The organism is Deefgea rivuli DSM 18356, from assembly GCF_000620145.1.
Lineage (GTDB): Bacteria > Pseudomonadota > Gammaproteobacteria > Burkholderiales > Chitinibacteraceae > Deefgea > Deefgea rivuli.
In genome coordinates, this window is the sequence record NZ_JHVM01000003.1 from 172,507 (window position 1) to 189,992 (window position 17,486).

General features: G+C 48.4%; 16 protein-coding genes. 9 read left to right on the forward strand and 7 right to left on the reverse strand.

The features are described from left to right. Positions 1-10: 10 nt before the first annotated feature. The 8 genes from Q320_RS0100835 to rpoS all read left to right on the forward strand — a co-directional run bounded on the left by Q320_RS0100835 (position 11) and on the right by rpoS (position 10,255). Positions 11-1,480, forward strand: a complete 1,470-nt coding sequence (locus Q320_RS0100835; RefSeq protein ID WP_245590943.1) for a DNA recombination protein RmuC — start codon at positions 11-13, stop codon at positions 1,478-1,480. Between the two features lie 335 nt (positions 1,481-1,815). Beyond that, positions 1,816-4,401 carry a bifunctional aconitate hydratase 2/2-methylisocitrate dehydratase gene (acnB, locus tag Q320_RS0100840; RefSeq protein WP_027467423.1) on the forward strand — a complete coding sequence of 862 codons (2,586 nt, stop codon included), beginning with the start codon at positions 1,816-1,818 and terminating at the stop codon, positions 4,399-4,401. 232 nt (positions 4,402-4,633) lie between these two features. Next, complete coding sequence (locus Q320_RS0100850) at positions 4,634-5,773, forward strand: aromatic ring-hydroxylating oxygenase subunit alpha (protein WP_027467424.1); 1,140 nt, start codon at positions 4,634-4,636, stop codon at positions 5,771-5,773. Between the two features lie 120 nt (positions 5,774-5,893). Next, positions 5,894-6,787, forward strand: a complete 894-nt coding sequence (locus Q320_RS0100855; protein ID WP_245590944.1) for a DMT family transporter — start codon at positions 5,894-5,896, stop codon at positions 6,785-6,787. 58 nt (positions 6,788-6,845) lie between these two features. Continuing rightward, complete coding sequence (surE, locus tag Q320_RS0100860; protein ID WP_027467426.1) at positions 6,846-7,604, forward strand: 5'/3'-nucleotidase SurE; 759 nt, start codon at positions 6,846-6,848, stop codon at positions 7,602-7,604. Beyond that, a complete protein-coding gene (locus Q320_RS0100865; protein ID WP_035851602.1) occupies positions 7,598-8,248 on the forward strand; it encodes a protein-L-isoaspartate(D-aspartate) O-methyltransferase in 651 nt (216 codons plus the stop codon). The genes surE and Q320_RS0100865 overlap by 7 nt, the downstream gene beginning before the upstream one ends. 36 nt (positions 8,249-8,284) lie before the next feature. Next, the gene (locus Q320_RS0100870) at positions 8,285-9,286 is read left to right on the forward strand and encodes a peptidoglycan DD-metalloendopeptidase family protein (protein ID WP_035851604.1); all 1,002 of its coding nucleotides are present in this window, start codon (positions 8,285-8,287) and stop codon (positions 9,284-9,286) included. Between the two features lie 9 nt (positions 9,287-9,295). Next, positions 9,296-10,255 carry an RNA polymerase sigma factor RpoS gene (gene rpoS / locus Q320_RS0100875; RefSeq protein ID WP_027467429.1) on the forward strand — a complete coding sequence of 320 codons (960 nt, stop codon included), beginning with the start codon at positions 9,296-9,298 and terminating at the stop codon, positions 10,253-10,255. A gap of 114 nt (positions 10,256-10,369) precedes the next feature. Here rpoS and dapD read toward each other — a convergent pair whose 3' ends face one another. From dapD to Q320_RS0100900, 5 genes are all read right to left on the reverse strand, one after another. Continuing rightward, the gene (gene dapD / locus Q320_RS0100880) at positions 10,370-11,191 is read right to left on the reverse strand and encodes a 2,3,4,5-tetrahydropyridine-2,6-dicarboxylate N-succinyltransferase (RefSeq protein ID WP_027467430.1); all 822 of its coding nucleotides are present in this window, start codon (positions 11,189-11,191) and stop codon (positions 10,370-10,372) included. 39 nt (positions 11,192-11,230) lie between these two features. Continuing rightward, positions 11,231-12,421 (reverse strand): succinyldiaminopimelate transaminase, encoded by a 1,191-nt coding sequence (gene dapC / locus Q320_RS0100885; protein ID WP_027467431.1) that lies wholly within the window; start codon positions 12,419-12,421, stop codon positions 11,231-11,233. An 88-nt stretch (positions 12,422-12,509) separates the two neighbouring features. Continuing rightward, entirely contained in the window at positions 12,510-13,034 is a 525-nt protein-coding gene (gene msrA / locus Q320_RS0100890) for a peptide-methionine (S)-S-oxide reductase MsrA (protein ID WP_027467432.1), read from the reverse strand. Between the two features lie 109 nt (positions 13,035-13,143). Next, on the reverse strand, positions 13,144-13,971 hold the full coding sequence (gene queF, locus Q320_RS0100895; RefSeq protein WP_027467433.1) for an NADPH-dependent 7-cyano-7-deazaguanine reductase QueF: 828 nt from the start codon (positions 13,969-13,971) through the stop codon (positions 13,144-13,146). An 81-nt stretch (positions 13,972-14,052) separates the two neighbouring features. After that, positions 14,053-14,640, reverse strand: coding sequence for a LexA family protein (locus Q320_RS0100900; protein WP_027467434.1), 588 nt, complete (start codon positions 14,638-14,640; stop codon positions 14,053-14,055). 154 nt (positions 14,641-14,794) lie between these two features. On the opposite strand from Q320_RS0100900, the gene Q320_RS17905 reads away from it, so the two are divergent. After that, a complete protein-coding gene (locus Q320_RS17905; protein WP_051534353.1) occupies positions 14,795-15,724 on the forward strand; it encodes a tRNA dihydrouridine synthase in 930 nt (309 codons plus the stop codon). On the opposite strand, the gene Q320_RS0100910 is transcribed toward Q320_RS17905, so the two are convergent. Both Q320_RS0100910 and Q320_RS20490 read right to left on the reverse strand, forming a co-directional pair. Then, complete coding sequence (locus Q320_RS0100910; RefSeq protein ID WP_169734414.1) at positions 15,721-15,969, reverse strand: RepB family protein; 249 nt, start codon at positions 15,967-15,969, stop codon at positions 15,721-15,723. The two genes, Q320_RS17905 and Q320_RS0100910, sit on opposite strands and share 4 nt — an antisense overlap. 154 nt (positions 15,970-16,123) lie before the next feature. Beyond that, complete coding sequence (locus Q320_RS20490) at positions 16,124-17,269, reverse strand: class I SAM-dependent methyltransferase (protein WP_156938944.1); 1,146 nt, start codon at positions 17,267-17,269, stop codon at positions 16,124-16,126. Positions 17,270-17,486 lie beyond the last annotated feature (217 nt).

Below are 17,486 nucleotides of genomic sequence, written 5' to 3' on the forward strand. Positions count from 1 at the left end.
GATGCTAGAAATGCTGTTTGGAGTGACGACACTCGTGGTTTTGCTGGCAGGTGTTTTAGTGGTGAGCCGCCTGCACAACCTTGCAAATTCACAGCGCGAAGTGCTTGAGACACTAACGCAAGACTTAGAATCCAAGCACCGAGAAATGCTCAACGACCTGCATCAGGGTATGAGCAAACAAACCGAAGCGATGCAGCAGGGCTTAGTGCAGCACGGCAGCCTGCTCAATGAAGCGGTCAATCGTTCTAGTGATCGGCTGCGCGACAGCATGAGCGAATCTTTTGAGCGTCTACGCCTCAGTGTCGGCAATGAAATGAAAGAAAGTCGCGAAACAATTTCTCGTCTGCAAACCATCCAGAGCGAAGCTTTATCGACACTACGCCTGACTTTGGTCGCTAGTTTGGGCGAGTCACGCGAGCAAATGCTCAAGCAATTGGGCGATATTTCGGGGGTTTTGCAAGGCAAGCAAGACGCGCTGCGCGAAGATATGCTGCTCAAACTTTCAACCATGCTCGCTGAGCAATCCAAGCGTGAAATGGAGCAATTGCAAGCGGCGTTGCAACAATCATCGCTCGCGCTAACAACGAGTGTGGGTGAATTGACCAAAGCAACCGATGCGCGTCTCGGTGAAATTTCCGGCAAAGTCACCGAGCGACTGGATGAAGGTTTTAAGAAAACCAATGAAACTTTTGCCAACGTGATGGCGCGCCTAGCAACGATTGATGAAGCACAAAAGAAAATTGATGGTTTGACGACCAATGTCGTGAGCTTGCAAGAATTGCTTGGCGACAAACGGAGTCGCGGCGCATTTGGTGAGGTTCAACTGGAGCATTTAGTGAGTAATGTCTTGCCTGCGCAAGTGTACGAGCTACAAGCGACCTTACCCGGTGGCGTGCGCGTGGATTGCTTGCTCAAGTTACCTGAGCCAACGGGTACGGTTGCAGTTGATTCGAAATTTCCACTCGAAAACTACCATCGCATGTTTGGTGGCGATATGGATAAAGCCACCGCAACACGTTTTTTCAAAGCCGACGTTAAAAAACACATTGACGATATTGCCAATAAATACATCATTGCCAGTGTCACTGCCGATGGCGCGGTGATGTTTATCCCAGCCGAGGCCGTGTTTGCTGAAATTCACGGTTATCACCCCGAACTGGTCGAATACGCGATGAAACGCCGCGTCTGGATTGTGTCGCCAACCACCTTGATGGCGGTGCTCAATACCGCGCGCGCGGTAATTAAAGACGTCGAAACGCGTAAGCAAGTGCATATTATTAAAGATTCGCTCGGGCGTTTGGCGCAAGAATTCGGCCGCTTTGATAAACGCATGAAAAATCTCGCCACGCATATCCGCCAAGCACACGAAGACGTGCAAGACGTTAGCGTCACGAGCGAAAAAATCTCTCGACAATTTAGCAATATTGAGCAAGTGCAGCTGGAAGGTGAGGTGATTGAACCGCTTGCTTTAATTGAGTGATGTATATGCTTGCGGCCATTATTAACAAATGGCTACAAGCATATACCTATTGTTTATTAAAATAATTTAATAAAAAACGGAAGTGCTTCTATTTGGCGTAATCGAGCGCTCTGCACTTTACTTGCCTTTGCGCTGAACAACCGCGCGCAGTCAAAATTAACTCTTTATTGATACGGCATCGCTGTGTTTGCGTAACCTGTAACAAGCCTCAAGCGAATGTAGTCGCCAAATTTCGCCTACTGTTTAGTTCACAGCGGGGGCGTCTACAGGTAAAATGGTATTGATTTGCTTTTGATCAAGTTTTACCCCCTTTCAAATTTAATAAAGGTATCGCCGTGTTAGTAGCCTACCGTCAACATGTTGCTGAGCGCGCCGCGCAAGGCATCGCACCACTGCCATTGTCTGCACAACAAACCGCTGATTTGATCGCTTTGTTGCAAAACCCACCCGCAGGCGAAGAAGCCTTTTTGCTCGATCTGATCACACACCGCGTTCCAGCGGGTGTGGATGATGCCGCTAAAGTCAAAGCCGCGTTTTTAGCTGCTGTTGCCAGCGGTGCAGATACCTGTGCCTTGATTTCTCGCGCCAAAGCGGTTGAGTTGCTCGCCACGATGCTTGGCGGCTTTAATATCAAGCCACAAATTGACTTGCTCGGCGACGCTGAAGTGGGCGCGATTGCTGCTGCTGGCCTGAAAAACACCTTGTTGATGTTTGATTATTTCCACGACGTCAAAGAATTGGCGGACGCAGGCAATGCGAATGCCAAGTCAGTCTTGCAATCTTGGGCGGATGCCGAATGGTTTACGAGCCGTCCAGAAGTGCCGGCACAAGTCACTGTGACTGTATTTAAAGTAACGGGCGAAACCAATACCGATGATTTGTCGCCGGCACCCGATGCTTGGTCGCGCCCAGACATTCCATTGCATGCTTTAGCAATGCTGAAAAACCCACGCGAAGGCATCAATCCAGACGTGCCGGGCGCAGTTGGCCCAATGAAACAAATTGTTGAGTTGCAAGCAAAAGGCCACCCAATCGCCTATGTTGGCGACGTGGTTGGTACTGGCTCAAGCCGCAAATCAGCGACCAATTCAGTACTGTGGTGGACTGGCGACGACATCCCGTTCGTACCGAACAAACGCTTTGGTGGCTATTGCATCGGTGGCAAAATTGCTCCTATTTTCTTCAATACGATGGAAGATGCAGGTGCATTACCAATTGAATTCGATGTAACGAATTTGAATATGGGCGACGTGATCACGATTTACCCGTACGAAGGCAAAGTCGAAAAAGACGGTCAAGTCGTTACAACGTTTGAACTTAAAACTGAAGTACTACTCGACGAAGTACGCGCCGGCGGCCGGATTAACTTGATTATTGGTCGTGGTTTGACGTCAAAAGCGCGCGAAGCACTTGGCTTGCCAGCTTCAACGATTTTCCGCTTGCCGCAAGATCCAGCCGCATCAACCAAAGGCTTTACACAAGCGCAAAAAATGGTTGGTCGTGCGTGTGGTTTGCCAGAAGGCCAAGGCGTTCGCCCAGGCACTTACTGCGAACCAAAAATGACTTCGGTTGGCTCGCAAGATACAACAGGCCCAATGACGCGCGATGAGTTGAAAGATTTGGCTTGTCTTGGCTTCTCGGCGGATTTGGTGATGCAATCGTTCTGCCACACTGCTGCGTATCCAAAACCAGTTGACGTAAAAACTCACCACACATTGCCAGAATTTATCCGCAATCGCGGCGGCGTTTCATTGCGCCCAGGCGATGGCGTAATCCACTCATGGCTGAACCGCATGTTGTTGCCGGATACTGTAGGCACTGGTGGCGATTCGCACACTCGTTTCCCAATCGGCATTTCATTCCCAGCCGGTTCTGGCTTGGTGGCGTTTGCTGCTGCGACTGGCGTGATGCCACTTGATATGCCTGAATCAATTTTGGTGCGTTTCAAAGGAGAATTGCAGCCCGGCATCACTTTGCGTGACTTGGTGAATGCGATTCCTTTGTACGCCATCAAGGCAGGCTTGTTGACTGTTGCGAAAGCCGGCAAGAAAAACATTTTCTCTGGTCGTATCCTTGAAATCGAAGGTTTGCCAACACTTAAAGTTGAACAAGCATTTGAATTGACCGATGCCTCAGCAGAGCGCTCGGCAGCAGGTTGCTCGGTTCGTTTGGATAAAGAGCCAATCATTGAATACCTCAATTCAAATATCGTTTTGTTGAAATCAATGATCACCAACGGTTATGGCGATGCGAAGACTTTGGCGCGCCGTGTTGCAAGCATGGAAAGCTGGTTGGCAAATCCAAGTTTGATCGAGCCAGATGCGGATGCAGAATACGCCGCGATTATCGAAATCGATTTGGCTGACGTGAAAGAGCCAATCTTGGCTTGCCCGAACGATCCAGACGACGTGAAAATTTTGTCTGAAGTGGCTGGCACCAAGATTGATGAAGTGTTTATCGGCTCTTGCATGACCAATATCGGTCACTTCCGCGCAGCAGGTAAATTGCTGGAAGGTAAGCGTGATTTGCCAACGAAACTGTGGATCGCGCCGCCGACCAAAATGGATGCTGAGCAACTAACTGCCGAAGGTTACTATGGTACGTTTGGCGCAGCTGGCGCGCGGACTGAAATGCCAGGTTGCTCATTATGCATGGGTAATCAAGCACAAGTTCGTGAAGGCGCGACTGTGGTGTCGACTTCAACGCGTAACTTCCCGAATCGCTTGGGTAAAAACACCAACGTGTATTTGTCGTCGGCTGAATTGGCGGCGATTGCATCACGTTTGGGCCGCATCCCAACTGTTGCGGAATACATGGCAGATGTGGCTGTACTCGACAGCAAATCAGCAGAAGTTTATCAATACCTAAACTTCAACCAAATCGAGTCTTACCAAGCCGAAGCGGATAAAGCGACCGTTTAATTACGGCCTTGACCAATAGCCCGCTCCGGCGGGCTATTTTTTCGCCTAAGCATTTCTTTTGAAATGGTTTTTTGCTTGCCCGAGCAGGGCAATTCGGGCAGAATTGACGCCTTTTTCGGATCAAGTCGCACGATTTGATATTTTATTAGCATTAATGGCTTGCCCACCCATCGGGCGCCGGCTGTATTGGCGAACAAAGTGGCAAGACCTTCTAGCCCAGGAGGTATTGGACATGTCCAATCTGGCTACAGCACCGACCCTTGTGAAACCCGCGGTCGAGCTGGACTTAGCAACACCACTCCCATCACTACCTGTTTCCGCCTATTTTGATGAGGCACTGTTCAAGCAAGAGCTAGCACAGTTGTTTTCTAATGGACCCCGTTATATTGGTCATGAGCTGATGGTGCCCGAAATCGGCGATTACCATGTTCTTGAATCCAGTAATGGCGCGCGCTATTTAAAGCACACCGATCAAGGTGTGAAATTACTCTCTAATATTTGTCGACATCGCCAAGCCAAAATGCTCGACGGCCGTGGCAGCTCGGCGCACACCGTTTGCCCTTTGCATCGCTGGACTTATGACCAACACGGCCAATTACTGGGCGCACCGCATTTTTCAAATAAACCTTGCCTACACCTACCTGAAACTCAATTGCAGAGCTGGAATGGTTTATTGTTTGAGTCTGGACGCGACATTGAGCGCGACTTGAAAAACCTGGGCGTACGTGAAGACCTCGATTTTTCCAAGTATGTTTTTCACAGCGTGATGGTGGATGAATACGAAGGCAACTGGAAAACCTTTATCGAGGTGTATCTCGAGGATTACCACGTTGTGCCATTTCACCCTGGCCTCGGCAAATTTGTTGATTGCAATGAATTAAAGTGGGAATTTGGCGAGTGGTATTCGGTGCAAACCGTCGGCGTACACCATGAATTAGCGCGCCCTGGCTCAAAAGTTTACCAAGACTGGCACGATCAAGTGAAGCGCTATGCCAAAGGCAAAACGCCAAAGCATGGTGCAATTTGGCTCACTTACTACCCGAACATTACCGTTGAATGGTATCCGCACACACTGGTGATTTCGACCATCATCCCAACTGGGCCGCGCAGCTATAAAAATGTCGTCGAGTTTTACTACCCCGAAGATATTGCCTATTTCGAGCCGGACTTTATCGCCGCCGAACAGGCCGCGTACGCCGAAACGGCGGTGGAAGACGTTGAAATCATCAATCGAATGGAAGCAGGGCGCAGCATTTTATACGCCGAAGGGCGTAATGAAGTGGGGCCTTACCAAAGCCCGATGGAGGATGGCATGCGGCATTTTCACCAGTTTTTACGTCGCGAACTGGGTGACTTCATTCCAAAGGGATGACGCAATTAGTCATCTTCAGACAAAGCGGCTTCGGCCGCTTTTTTATTCAATCGACATGCAATCGAGTATGATGGGTATATCAATGAAGTCATTGCTTTACAAAAGCCATAGGCTAATACCTTGTCAATAATACAAAGAACAACTCATTTCTGCAAAAACTCCGGTTCGTTCTGGATGATTTTGGCTGGTTTGTCTTTTGGCTTTATGGGCGTTTTTGTCAAAATTGGCGCTGAGACACTCAGCACTGCCGAACTTGTCTTTTATCGCTGCGCGGCAGGGTTGATCGTCATTAGCTTAATGACTTTACCGCGCAGGCAATCATTCAAAGTAAGTCCAGCAATGCTGCGCTTGCATTTATCTCGCAGCATTTCGGGCTTTATCGCCTTGTTATTTTATTTTTATGCCATCAGCCAACTACCGCTTCCGACAGCGGTGACACTTAATTACACCTCACCTTTATTCTTTGTCTTTTTAGTTCTGCTACAGCAAAAGAAATGGCCGCAATGGCAATTACTGTGCAGCGTTGCACTTGGGTTTGTTGGCGTCGTTTTATTATTAAAACCGACATTTAGTGCGGCGCAGTGGTTACCCGGTATTTTAGGTCTACTCTCTGGATTCTTGGCCAGCGTAGCCTACTTAAACGTGAATGAGCTGGGCAAAGCGGGTGAGCCTGAATGGCGGACGGTGTTTTATTTCTCTCTAGTCTCGACACTCGGAGCGGGAATTTTAATGGCATTTCAGTCGACAAGCCTGCATCGACCCGATTTAAGCGGATGGTTGGTTATTTTAGGCATGGGAATCACCGCAACGCTCGCGCAGCTCTCAATGACACGCGCTTATCGCAAAGGTCGCTCCATGGTTGTTGTGAGTTTGGCCTATCTGACAGTACTGTTCTCAACTTTACTCAGCTGGATCATTTGGGGCGCAAGCCCGAGTGCAAGCGCTATTTTGGCGATGTTGCTGATTGTTGGAGCAGGGATTTGGTCGAGCGCGACACGTTCACAACGCGCATAGCGCCACGGTTTGCGCCGTGACGGCAAGCGGTTAGAATAGACCACTTAAGGGAGTGCTTATGCGTTTTTTAGTTAGCAATGATGATGGCTATTTTTCACCCGGAATTGCAGCACTTGCAATGGCTTTGGGCGATCTGGGCGACACGTTTGTGTGTGCTCCAGAGCGAGATCGCAGCGGTGCAAGCAATTCACTCACCTTGGATCGGCCACTTTCCGTACGTCAAGCCGCCTCGGGGTTTCATTATGTTAACGGCACGCCGACCGACTGCATTCATTTGGCCGCCACAGGCTTAATGAGCGAGCGCCCCGATATGGTCGTCTCTGGCATTAACCATGGCGCCAATATGGGAGATGATACGATTTATTCTGGTACGGTCGCCGCTGCAACGGAAGGCTTTCTGCTAGGCATTCCCGCGATTGCAATTTCATTGGCGTCACACAATCCCGTTCATTTTGAAACTGCGGCTCGTGTTGCAGCGGATTTAGTAAAGCGTTTTATGCAAGAACCATTTCGCGGCGCTGTATTGCTGAATGTGAATGTACCTGATGTGCCATACGAATCCTTATCCGGCACTAAAGTCACGCGTCTAGGCCGCCGTCACAAATCCGCGCCCGTTATTCGCTCAGAAAATCCGCGTGGCGATACCATTTGGTGGGTCGGTCCGATTGGCAAGGTCGCCGATGCCAGCACGGGCACTGACTTTGACGCCATCGCCAATGGCTATGTGTCAATCACACCATTATCGGTCGATTTAACGGCGCATGAGCAACTAGAATTTATCTCGACATGGGTTAACGGAGCCAACGCGTCATGCTAGCGCAAGGCAGCGGCATGACATCGGTGCGCACCCGCACGCGCATGATTGAGCGACTTCGGGCACAGGGCATCTGTGACGAGAAGGTTTTGGCTGTAATGGGCCAGGTGCCTCGCCATGCCTTTGTCGACGAGGCTTTAGCGCATAAGGCGTATGATGATTTGTCATTGCCGATTGGTTTTGGGCAAACAATCTCACAGCCTTATATTGTTGCGCGCATGTCCGAGCTGGTTTTTGCGGTACCACAGCATCGCAATGTACTGGAAATTGGCACTGGTTGTGGCTACCAGACCAGTATATTGTCCAAACTATTTAAAACAGTTCACAGTATCGAGCGCGTTGGTGGTTTGGTGCGCAATACACGCGATCGTTTGAGCTCACTAGAAATTCACAATGCACGCCTACGACACGCCGACGGCAGCAGGGGCCTACCTGACCTAGCGCCGTTTGATGCCATTCTCATTACCGCAGCAGCGCCCATCGTGCCGGAAAATCTGATGGATCAATTGGCGATGGGGGGCAGGCTGGTCTTTCCGGTGGGTGATGTCGACCAAGAGTTACGAATGATTGAACGTGTCGACGATGGTTTTACTGAAACTCGTTTAGAGAAGGTCAAGTTCGTTCCTTTACTGCCTGGCATCGCCTGATTGGCGATCCAATTTAAGACTTTTAGGAGTATCTGCGTGAGCAGCATTCGTCTTTGCATATTATCGACCTTGGCGCTGTGTGCGTGCTCTAGCGCGCCCAATGTACCCGCACCCATCGTGGATCGCAGCCAAGTTACCACCCCAAGCCCTGCAATCACCCCCGCACAACAAACTATTAGCACTGCAAATAATGTTAGCGCCGCAGAAAGCTACACCGTCAAGAAAGGTGACGGCTTGTATCGAATCGCACTCGACAATGGTGTTGCTTACAAAGATTTGGCGGCATGGAATGGCATCACGGATGTGAATGGACTCAAAATCGGACAGGTTTTACGTCTCACGCCACCGAATAGCCAAATCAACTCAGGGGTTGAAGTTCGTCCTTTACAGGATGTTGGCAGCAGTACAGCAGTAACAAACGCCAAAGAATTAACCCCCACTACGGTCAAAAAATACCCGCGTGCAGTGAAAGAAAGCTACTCCGAACAGGGCGCATCTTCAGTTGCCGCACTCGCCGAAGGTGAAAAAGTTGTTCTAAAACAACAAAATATTTCGACCCCAGAAAAACCTGTATTGACAAAACCGGCAGCCATTGCGTCGGCAACACCTAAAGTAGAAAACACTGATAAAACAAGCGTTACAGTGGCATCAAGCCCTACTGAGAGTAATACCTCTGCAACAAATTGGGGTGCACCAACGGCAGGTAAAGTAGTAAGTTCGTTTACGGTTGAGCGCAAGGGCATTGATATAGCAGGACAAATGGGGCAATCTATTATTGCGTCAGGGAGTGGTAAGGTCGTTTACGCCGGAGCAGGACTCAGGGGCTACGGAAAAATGATTATTATTCAGCATAGCGATGGTTTTTTATCGGCTTATGCACATAACAGCAAACTGATCGTCAAAGAAAATGATGTCGTAAAAAAAGGCGAGAAAATCGCTGAAATGGGCAACACCGATAGCGACCAGGTAAAGCTACACTTCGAGCTTCGTAAGTTTGGTAAGCCGGTTGATCCTAGTAACTATATAAAATTAAACTAGAGACACCTCATGAGCGATCAAGTCGATATTTTAGAAGAAGACCTCGTTGAAGAAGAGGACGAACTTGCTGAAGCCGAGTCGGATGATGTTGAGGCCGATACGGAAGCTAAAGATGATTCAGATCGTTACACCGCCGAAAGTACGGGAGACGTAACGCAGATTTATTTGAATGAAATTGGCCAGAGTAAATTATTGACTCCCGATGAAGAGCGCGCTCTATCTCGACGTGTTGTGCAGGGTGATTTTACCGCCAGACAAAAAATGATTGAGCACAACCTTAGGTTGGTTGTGAATATCGCCAAGCATTACATCAACCGTGGCATGACGCTCCTCGATTTAATCGAAGAGGGCAATATCGGCCTGATGCATGCACTGGAGAAATTTGACCCTGAGCGTGGCTTTCGCTTTTCGACTTATGCCACTTGGTGGATTCGACAGAGCATTGAGCGCGCCATCATGAATCAATCGCGCACCATTCGCTTACCAGTTCATGTCATCAAAGAACTCAACGTCTATCTGCGCGCGCAGCGCCATTTAGAAGCCAGTTTAGGGCACGAACCCGCGATTGAAGACATTGCCCATTTGGTGGGCAAAAACGTCGAAGAAGTTCGTCGCGTTATGAGCCTCAATGAGCGCGTCGCGTCGCTCGATGCGCCACTCGATATCGATCCAATGCTGTCGATTGGCGAATCGATCCCCGATGATCAGCACGATGGTCCAGAAGCCATCTTGCAAAATGCTGAAGTAGAAAAGTACGTCAAAGAATGGCTCAAACAACTCAATGACAAGCAACGCATGGTGATCGAGCGCCGCTATGGCTTAAATGGCTATGAGATCTGTACCTTGGAAGATTTGGCGGCGAACCTCAGCTTAACCCGCGAGCGAGTGCGGCAAATTCAAATTGAAGCGCTAGATCAATTGCGCCGCATTTTGCGCCGTTATGGCGTGTCGCGTGACGTAGTGTTGTAATCAATTTGCTTCTCCCAATAAAAAACCCAGTCAATCGACTGGGTTTTTTATTACTAAGGGTATTGCCAAGCAAGCCTTAACCAAGAAGACCTACGTAGCAATACCCGGCGTCAATTAAATGCCGCGCAATAATTCATTAATACCTACTTTCGAGCGCGTTTTTGCATCTACTTTTTTCACAATCACTGCGCAGTACAGGCTGTATTTACCATCAGCAGATGGCAAATTACCCGAAACCACAACCGAGCCAGCAGGAATGCGTCCATAAGTGACTTCACCGGTTTCGCGATCATAAATGCGCGTTGATTGGCCGATGTACACGCCCATTGAAATCACCGAGCCTTCTTCAACAATCACACCCTCAACCACTTCCGAGCGCGCGCCGATAAAGCAATTGTCTTCAATAATGGTTGGGCCAGCTTGCAATGGCTCCAAAACACCACCAATACCGACACCGCCTGACAAATGTACGTTTTTACCAATTTGTGCGCAAGAACCCACAGTCGCCCAAGTGTCAACCATCGTACCTTCATCAACAAAAGCGCCGATATTCACGTACGAAGGCATCAGCACGACGTTCTTGGCAATGTAAGCACCTTTACGTGCAATTGCATTCGGTACGACACGGAAACCACCAGCACGGAAATCTTCTTCGCTGTAATCGGCAAATTTGCTGGGCACTTTGTCAAAATATTGTGTACAACCGCCGTCCAGCACCACATTGTCGTTAATGCGGAATGATAGCAAAACTGCTTTTTTGATCCATTGGTGCGTAAACCAGTCGCCGTTGATTTTTTCCGCAACGCGCAACTGTCCTGCATCCAAAGCGGCAATCACTTCGTTGACGGCAACGCGTAAATCAGCCGAAACGTTGCTTGGCGTAATGTCTGCACGGTTTTCAAAAGCGGTTTCGATAATGGCTTGTAAATTACTCATGATTGCAGCTTCCTTAGTTTTACGGATGAATGAGGTTCATTAATTAAGCGTTTTGCAATATTGCACAATGCGTTCTGCGGCGGCGACGCACTCTTCCAATGGCGCGACCAAAGCAATGCGGATGTAACCCAGTCCAGGATTAATGCCGTGCGCTGGCCTTGCTAAATAAGAGCCGGGCAGGACGGTCACATGCTGCTGCGCAAACAAACCCAGTGCAAAAGCTTCATCATCCATCGGCACTTTGGCCCATAGATAAAATGCGGCATCGGGCAAGCTCACATCAAGCACTGTTTGCAATACAGAAGTTACCGCAGCAAATTTTTCCGCATAGCGCTGACGGTTGTCGATGACATGCGTTTCATCATTCCATGCCACAGCGCTTGCCGCCATCACCATCGGGCTCATGGCGCAGCCGTGATAGGTGCGATACAGCAGAAACTTCTCAATGATCTTAGCTTCGCCAGCGACAAAGCCGGAGCGCATACCGGGCACATTGGAGCGCTTTGATAACGATGAAAACATTACTAGGCGGGTGTAGTCGCGCCCCAATTTTGCGGCCGCTTCTAAACCACCCAGTGGCTTATTATCGCCAAAGTAGATTTCGGAATAACACTCATCCGATGCAATCACAAACCCATATTGATCTGATAGTGCGAATAAGCGCTCCCAATCACTTAAAGTGGCTACTGCACCAGTTGGATTGCCCGGAGAACACACAAATACCAACTGCGTGCGCGCCCAAACCTCGGCCGGCACACTGTCCCAGTCGGGCTGGAAACGATTTTCTGCGGTGCAATTCACAAACCACGGATCGGCGCCAGCTAAAAATGCTGCGCCTTCATAAATTTGATAGAACGGATTGGGTGACAGCACCACAGGCCGATCTACTGTTGGGTCAATGACCGCTTGCGCAAAGGCAAACAAAGCTTCACGACTGCCATTGACAGGTAAAATTTCAGTTGCGATATTGAGCGCTGGCAAATCATAGCGGCGCGAGACCCAGTCACTAATGCTTTGTCGTAATTCCGCTGAGCCCAGCGTCGCAGGGTAGCTTGATAGACCCGCCATATTCGCCATCAGCGCGGCCTTCACCAACTCAGGAGCAGGATGCTTAGGCTCGCCAATGGATAAATTAATCGGGTTTAGCTCTGGATTCGGCCTCACTCTGGCGAACAGTTGACGCAATTTCTGAAACGGATAGGGTTGAAGCAGTTCTAGTCGCGGCGACATGGCGCGGCTCTTTGGGAATTGGGGAAAGACGGCAATTATAGCCTTTTGCGCGCAGCCTGTGCCACGCAAGAAACCACAAAAACTAAGCTCACTTGGCTTTTTCTGCAAAATGCTGCAAGAATTTTTGCAGTTTAGGCTCCACGACAGCCATGCAATAGGGCTGATTTGGATGTTGGCGATAATAATCATGATGTTCTAGCTCGGCAGGCCAAAACATTGCCGCCGTGGCGAGTTCAGTCACGATAGGTGCTGAGTAATCTCCCGCCAAAGCAGCGATTTTCGCGCGCGCAACCTCTGCGTGAGCAGACGACTCCGTAAAAATCGCTGAGCGATATTGCGTACCAACATCATGACCTTGTTGGTTGAGTGTCGTTGGATTGTGGATAACGAAAAAAATATCGAGCAAATCGTTTAGCGTAATTTGATGTGGATCGAACTGAATCTGCACCACCTCGGCATGACCCGTATTGCCCTGGCAGACTTGATTATAAAGGGGCTGATCGACATACCCTCCCATATAGCCAGACGTCACGTCACTTACTCCGACAACACGCTGAAAAACAGCTTCCAGACACCAAAAGCAGCCACCACCTAAAGTAATCGTTTCAAGCATGATGAATCCTAAAGTATTAGTGCCAAAGTTTTATAAGGAGATGGAGATGGCAAGTCGCGGCAGCACACACAAAGCAAGGCGATGATTCAAGAAAGTTTTTACTTAAACGCTATTGACGTGCCGTTCGTGCATTGCTGGGCTGCTCTGCATTAAAATTAGTACGGAACGGATTAATATCCAAGCCGCCGCGCCGCGTATAACGGGCATACACCGCCAATTTGAGTGGCGCGCAATCGCGCATAATATCTACAAAAATTCGCTCGACACATTGCTCGTGAAATTCATTATGATTGCGAAATGAAATCAAATAACGTAATAAACTTTCGCGATTAATCGTTGTGCCGGTGTATTGAATCTGCACGCTCGCCCAGTCAGGCTGCCCCGTAACTAAGCAATTAGATTTTAATAAGTCAGATGTTAATGTTTCGCTGATCGTTCTATCACTTGGGTCGCAACGTAAAATATCCGCACACGGCGAATATACATCAACATCAATATCTAGATTATCAATATTGTAGCCGGTCAATTCACCCATCTTAAATTGAGAAAATAAAGCAGGTTCAGTAAGCTTAACTTGCACTGCTGCGCCAACGCTGGCAGAAATGTCTACTCGCAAGGTTTCGAGCATACTTTCAAAACTCACCATTTTCGTTTGATTAAAACTATTCAAATACAGCTTAAATGACTTCGATTCAATAATGTTTGGGCTATTTGCAGGAATATGGAAAGTGGCAATCGCAATCTGTGGCTTGCCTTTGGCATTAAGCCAAGACAATTCATAGCCATTCCAGATATCCACACCAAAAAATGGCAATGCCTCAGTTACGCCGATCTCACTTCGCTTTTGCATTCGTGCAATTGGAAAGAGCAGGGCAGGCGAGTACGTTGTGATGTAATCGCTGGTTTTACCCAAAGGAGAAAGAAGAACATCACTCATTGCTGCATTTCCTAATTTATATTTAAAAATCGTACCGTTTATCTTTAGCCGTGAGCCGCCTAGTAATTCATAACAGCAAACTTAACGATATTTTCGAATCAAGCCAACCATCACGCCAAAAATCTCCAGACTTGACTCAGGGCGAATAATAGAAAAATCAGCATTATGTGGAATTAAAAAATAACCAGCCTTATCTTTGCCAAGCTCTTTGAGCGTGTATTCATTATCGACAACGGCAACGACAATGTTTCCGACCAAGGCCGCGTGGCGTTTTTCTACGACTGCGATATCGCCATCAAAAATACCCGCATCCATCATTGAGTCGCCTTTGATTTTCACCAAAACAGATGAAGAGGGGTGTGGCATCAGGAATTCATCGAGTGAAATGGCTTCGCTCATTGCGTCGTTCGCCGCGGCCGGCAAGCCAGCGGGCAGATTAAAATCTGCCAACTCGCGCTCAAAAAAGCGTTTTGTCGGCGCGAGCCGTTTGTCTGGCGTCACCTCAATAAAACCCGCCAATGTTAAACGCTTCACTAGCGCCGACACGGCCGATTTTGACGCCATACCTAACAGCTCGCCAATGGCAGAGTACGACGGAATATTGCGATAATCGGCGTAATAGTCTTGCAGCTTGCCAAGGTATTCCGCATCACGATTGGGGTTGGCCATTACGCACCTCTAGATCAAAGTATTTTGATAGCGTATTGAACGTTCGTTCTGTTGTCAAGCATGGTATTGTTTCGCCGTAACGCAAGCAGTCGATTACAATTGCGGATTATAAAATAAGATTGCCGAGCGTACTGTGCGGATTTTGCTTGCCCCAATGGAAGGCTTACTGGATTGCGTCCTGCGCGATGTATTGACGCAAGCTGGAGGAATTGATCTTTGCGTCACTGAATTCGTTCGAGTTAGCGAGAGCCTCCTCCCTCAACGCACCTTTCAGCGCATCGCACCCGAACTCAATCACAATAGCCAGACCCCAAGCGGAGTTCCTGTTCGTGTGCAGCTACTTGGCTCGGACCCGATGCGCTTAGCCGAAAATGCGGCTCGACTCGCAGAGCTAAAACCTTACGGCATCGACCTAAATTTTGGTTGCCCAGCAAAAACGGTCAACCGCCATCGTGGTGGTGCAGTTTTACTCAAAGAACCCGAGACGATTTATCAAATCATCACCGCAGTGCGAAAGGCTGTGCCGGGGTATATTCCTGTAACAGCCAAAATGCGGCTTGGCTACGAAGATACCTCGCAAGCCATCGAGTGTGCTCAAGCCATTGCCAGTGCAGGTGCAGCCGAAGTGGTCGTGCATGCGCGCACCAAAACCGACGGCTATAAACCACCCGCATACTGGGAGTGGATTGCGATCATCAAAGAAAATGTCACCATTCCCGTCGTTGCAAATGGCGAAATTTGGACGCTTGAAGACTTTAAGCGCTGCCAGCGCATTTCAAATTGTGATGACATCATGCTCGGGCGGGGAATTGTTGCCAACCCCGGTTTGGCACTAGAAGCAAAACGAGGGCAGGCACTGAGCTGGGATGAATTACAACCGTTATTTGCCACTTTCTGGCGGCAAGTACTAATTCATTGCTATCCAAAATATCAGGCAGGGCGCATGAAGCAATGGCTCAACTACCTGCGTAAACACTACCCAGAGGCAGATGTTTTATTTAAAGAAATCCGCACGCTAAATTTGCCGGAACAAATCGAGCAGGCCTGCCCGCAACTACTGGGACTAAATCAAAAAACAGATTAATCTGGCAAAGTCTGAATTAATTGCTCTAATGCTTCAATTTGCGTTTTGCCATTTGCTTCACAATAGCGCTTCAGTTTTTGATGCAGGCTCGCATCAATTTCAACCGATAAAGCTTTAGGTAAACGCTGCCGATGATCACGAGTGGCGCGGCCAACCTGTAATGAGCGCGAACGGCGTTTGCGCTCGGCTGCGCTCATTGCTTTGCCATTAATTGCCGGTCTTCCGCGCTTTTTAAGCATCGGCATTTCAGGCAATTCCAGTGTGTGCTGATCACAGGGGTGCTTCATAACGTGACAAGTCGCAAATTATTGGCGTTTTATTATCTAGTAAGCAAGGCGTTTCGACAAGCTCAATATCAGTCGCCAGACCAGCAGGCGCGATCCAAAAACACAAGAATTCTTACAACATTGCTTTAATAATGATGAATTTAGCGTTCTGTGCCGCAATATCAACCCTGCGAAACCAACGCTTCAAATCGGACCGATAATTTAAATGCCGATTTGCAATCACCCATAATTCACTCGCACTACCCATACAGTTTTTCGCCTGAGCAAATAGGCTCAATGCAACATCAGTGGTGACCGTATTTTGTTGATGGAAGGGCGGGTTAATCAAAATCAAATCAAACACTTGCGAAACACCCTCAAGTCCGTCGCCATGCAAAATTTCGGGATTCGATGCCGGAAAATTAAACGCAAAACTTAAGCGAGCAGACTCGACCGCTGCCGCAGATTCATCCACCAAAAATAACTTCGCCTCAGGGTTCTGCTGATGATAAGCCAGCGACAACAATCCGTTTCCACACCCCACATCGGCAACATTAGCAACACTGGGGAGTAACTTGAAATTTTCAATAAAAAATCGCGAACCCACATCAAATTTCTGCTCAGCAAAAACACCTGCCACATTTTGCAAAGTCAACTGCAGCTCCGGCATCGGCAACGAATGCACCTCATTGCCAGCCGAGCGAGGCAGCAGCAACGCTTTGTACATGCGCGCCTTACGCTGCGTCGGCAGATATTCCACCTCAGCACAACAAGATTTAATCAGGTCCAGATGGCCACTACTTACGTGTTTTTGCATACCAGAAAAATAAATCATCACCGGATACACAAGTTGATTGGCAATTTGCAGCAATTGAGCACTCAGCAAGGATAACGACTTGGGTAATTTCACTAAAACGACATCAATCGACTGCCCAGCATACAACACGGGCTGCACGCGTGAATTGAGTTCAACAGCCCTGAGCGAGCACCACGAGTCATTGATATGAAACGCCACCGAATCGCAAGCCAGACTTGCACACGCCAAGGCACCAAACGCATCATTTACCAGCAGGGCATTGCTTGCTGGTTGAATGAACTCAGTCAAATACTCGTCCGCAGCATCCCAAGCCTGCAAATCTTTGGCATGCTTCATCGGATAGCGTTGCAAATTGCACGAAGAAAAATCGATTGTTGTCATGAGGCACTTTAAACGAACTAATGATCGACGCAGTCGAAAGAGGGCGATTCTACCAGCGTTTCTGTTATCCCCAACAAACAACCCGCACTTAACTTTACATAATGTACATTATGCGATCATTAATGACGGACAATCCAAAAACATGACAAAGATCAAACTATCGCCACCACCCAAGCCTTAAGCTGACGCAATAGAAATAAAGAGACAATTGCACGGCAAAGTGACTTGCATTTGTCTTTAATGAATTGCTCAATAATTTCTTCGTGCTGATGTTAATACTGTACAGATCAGCAACAAT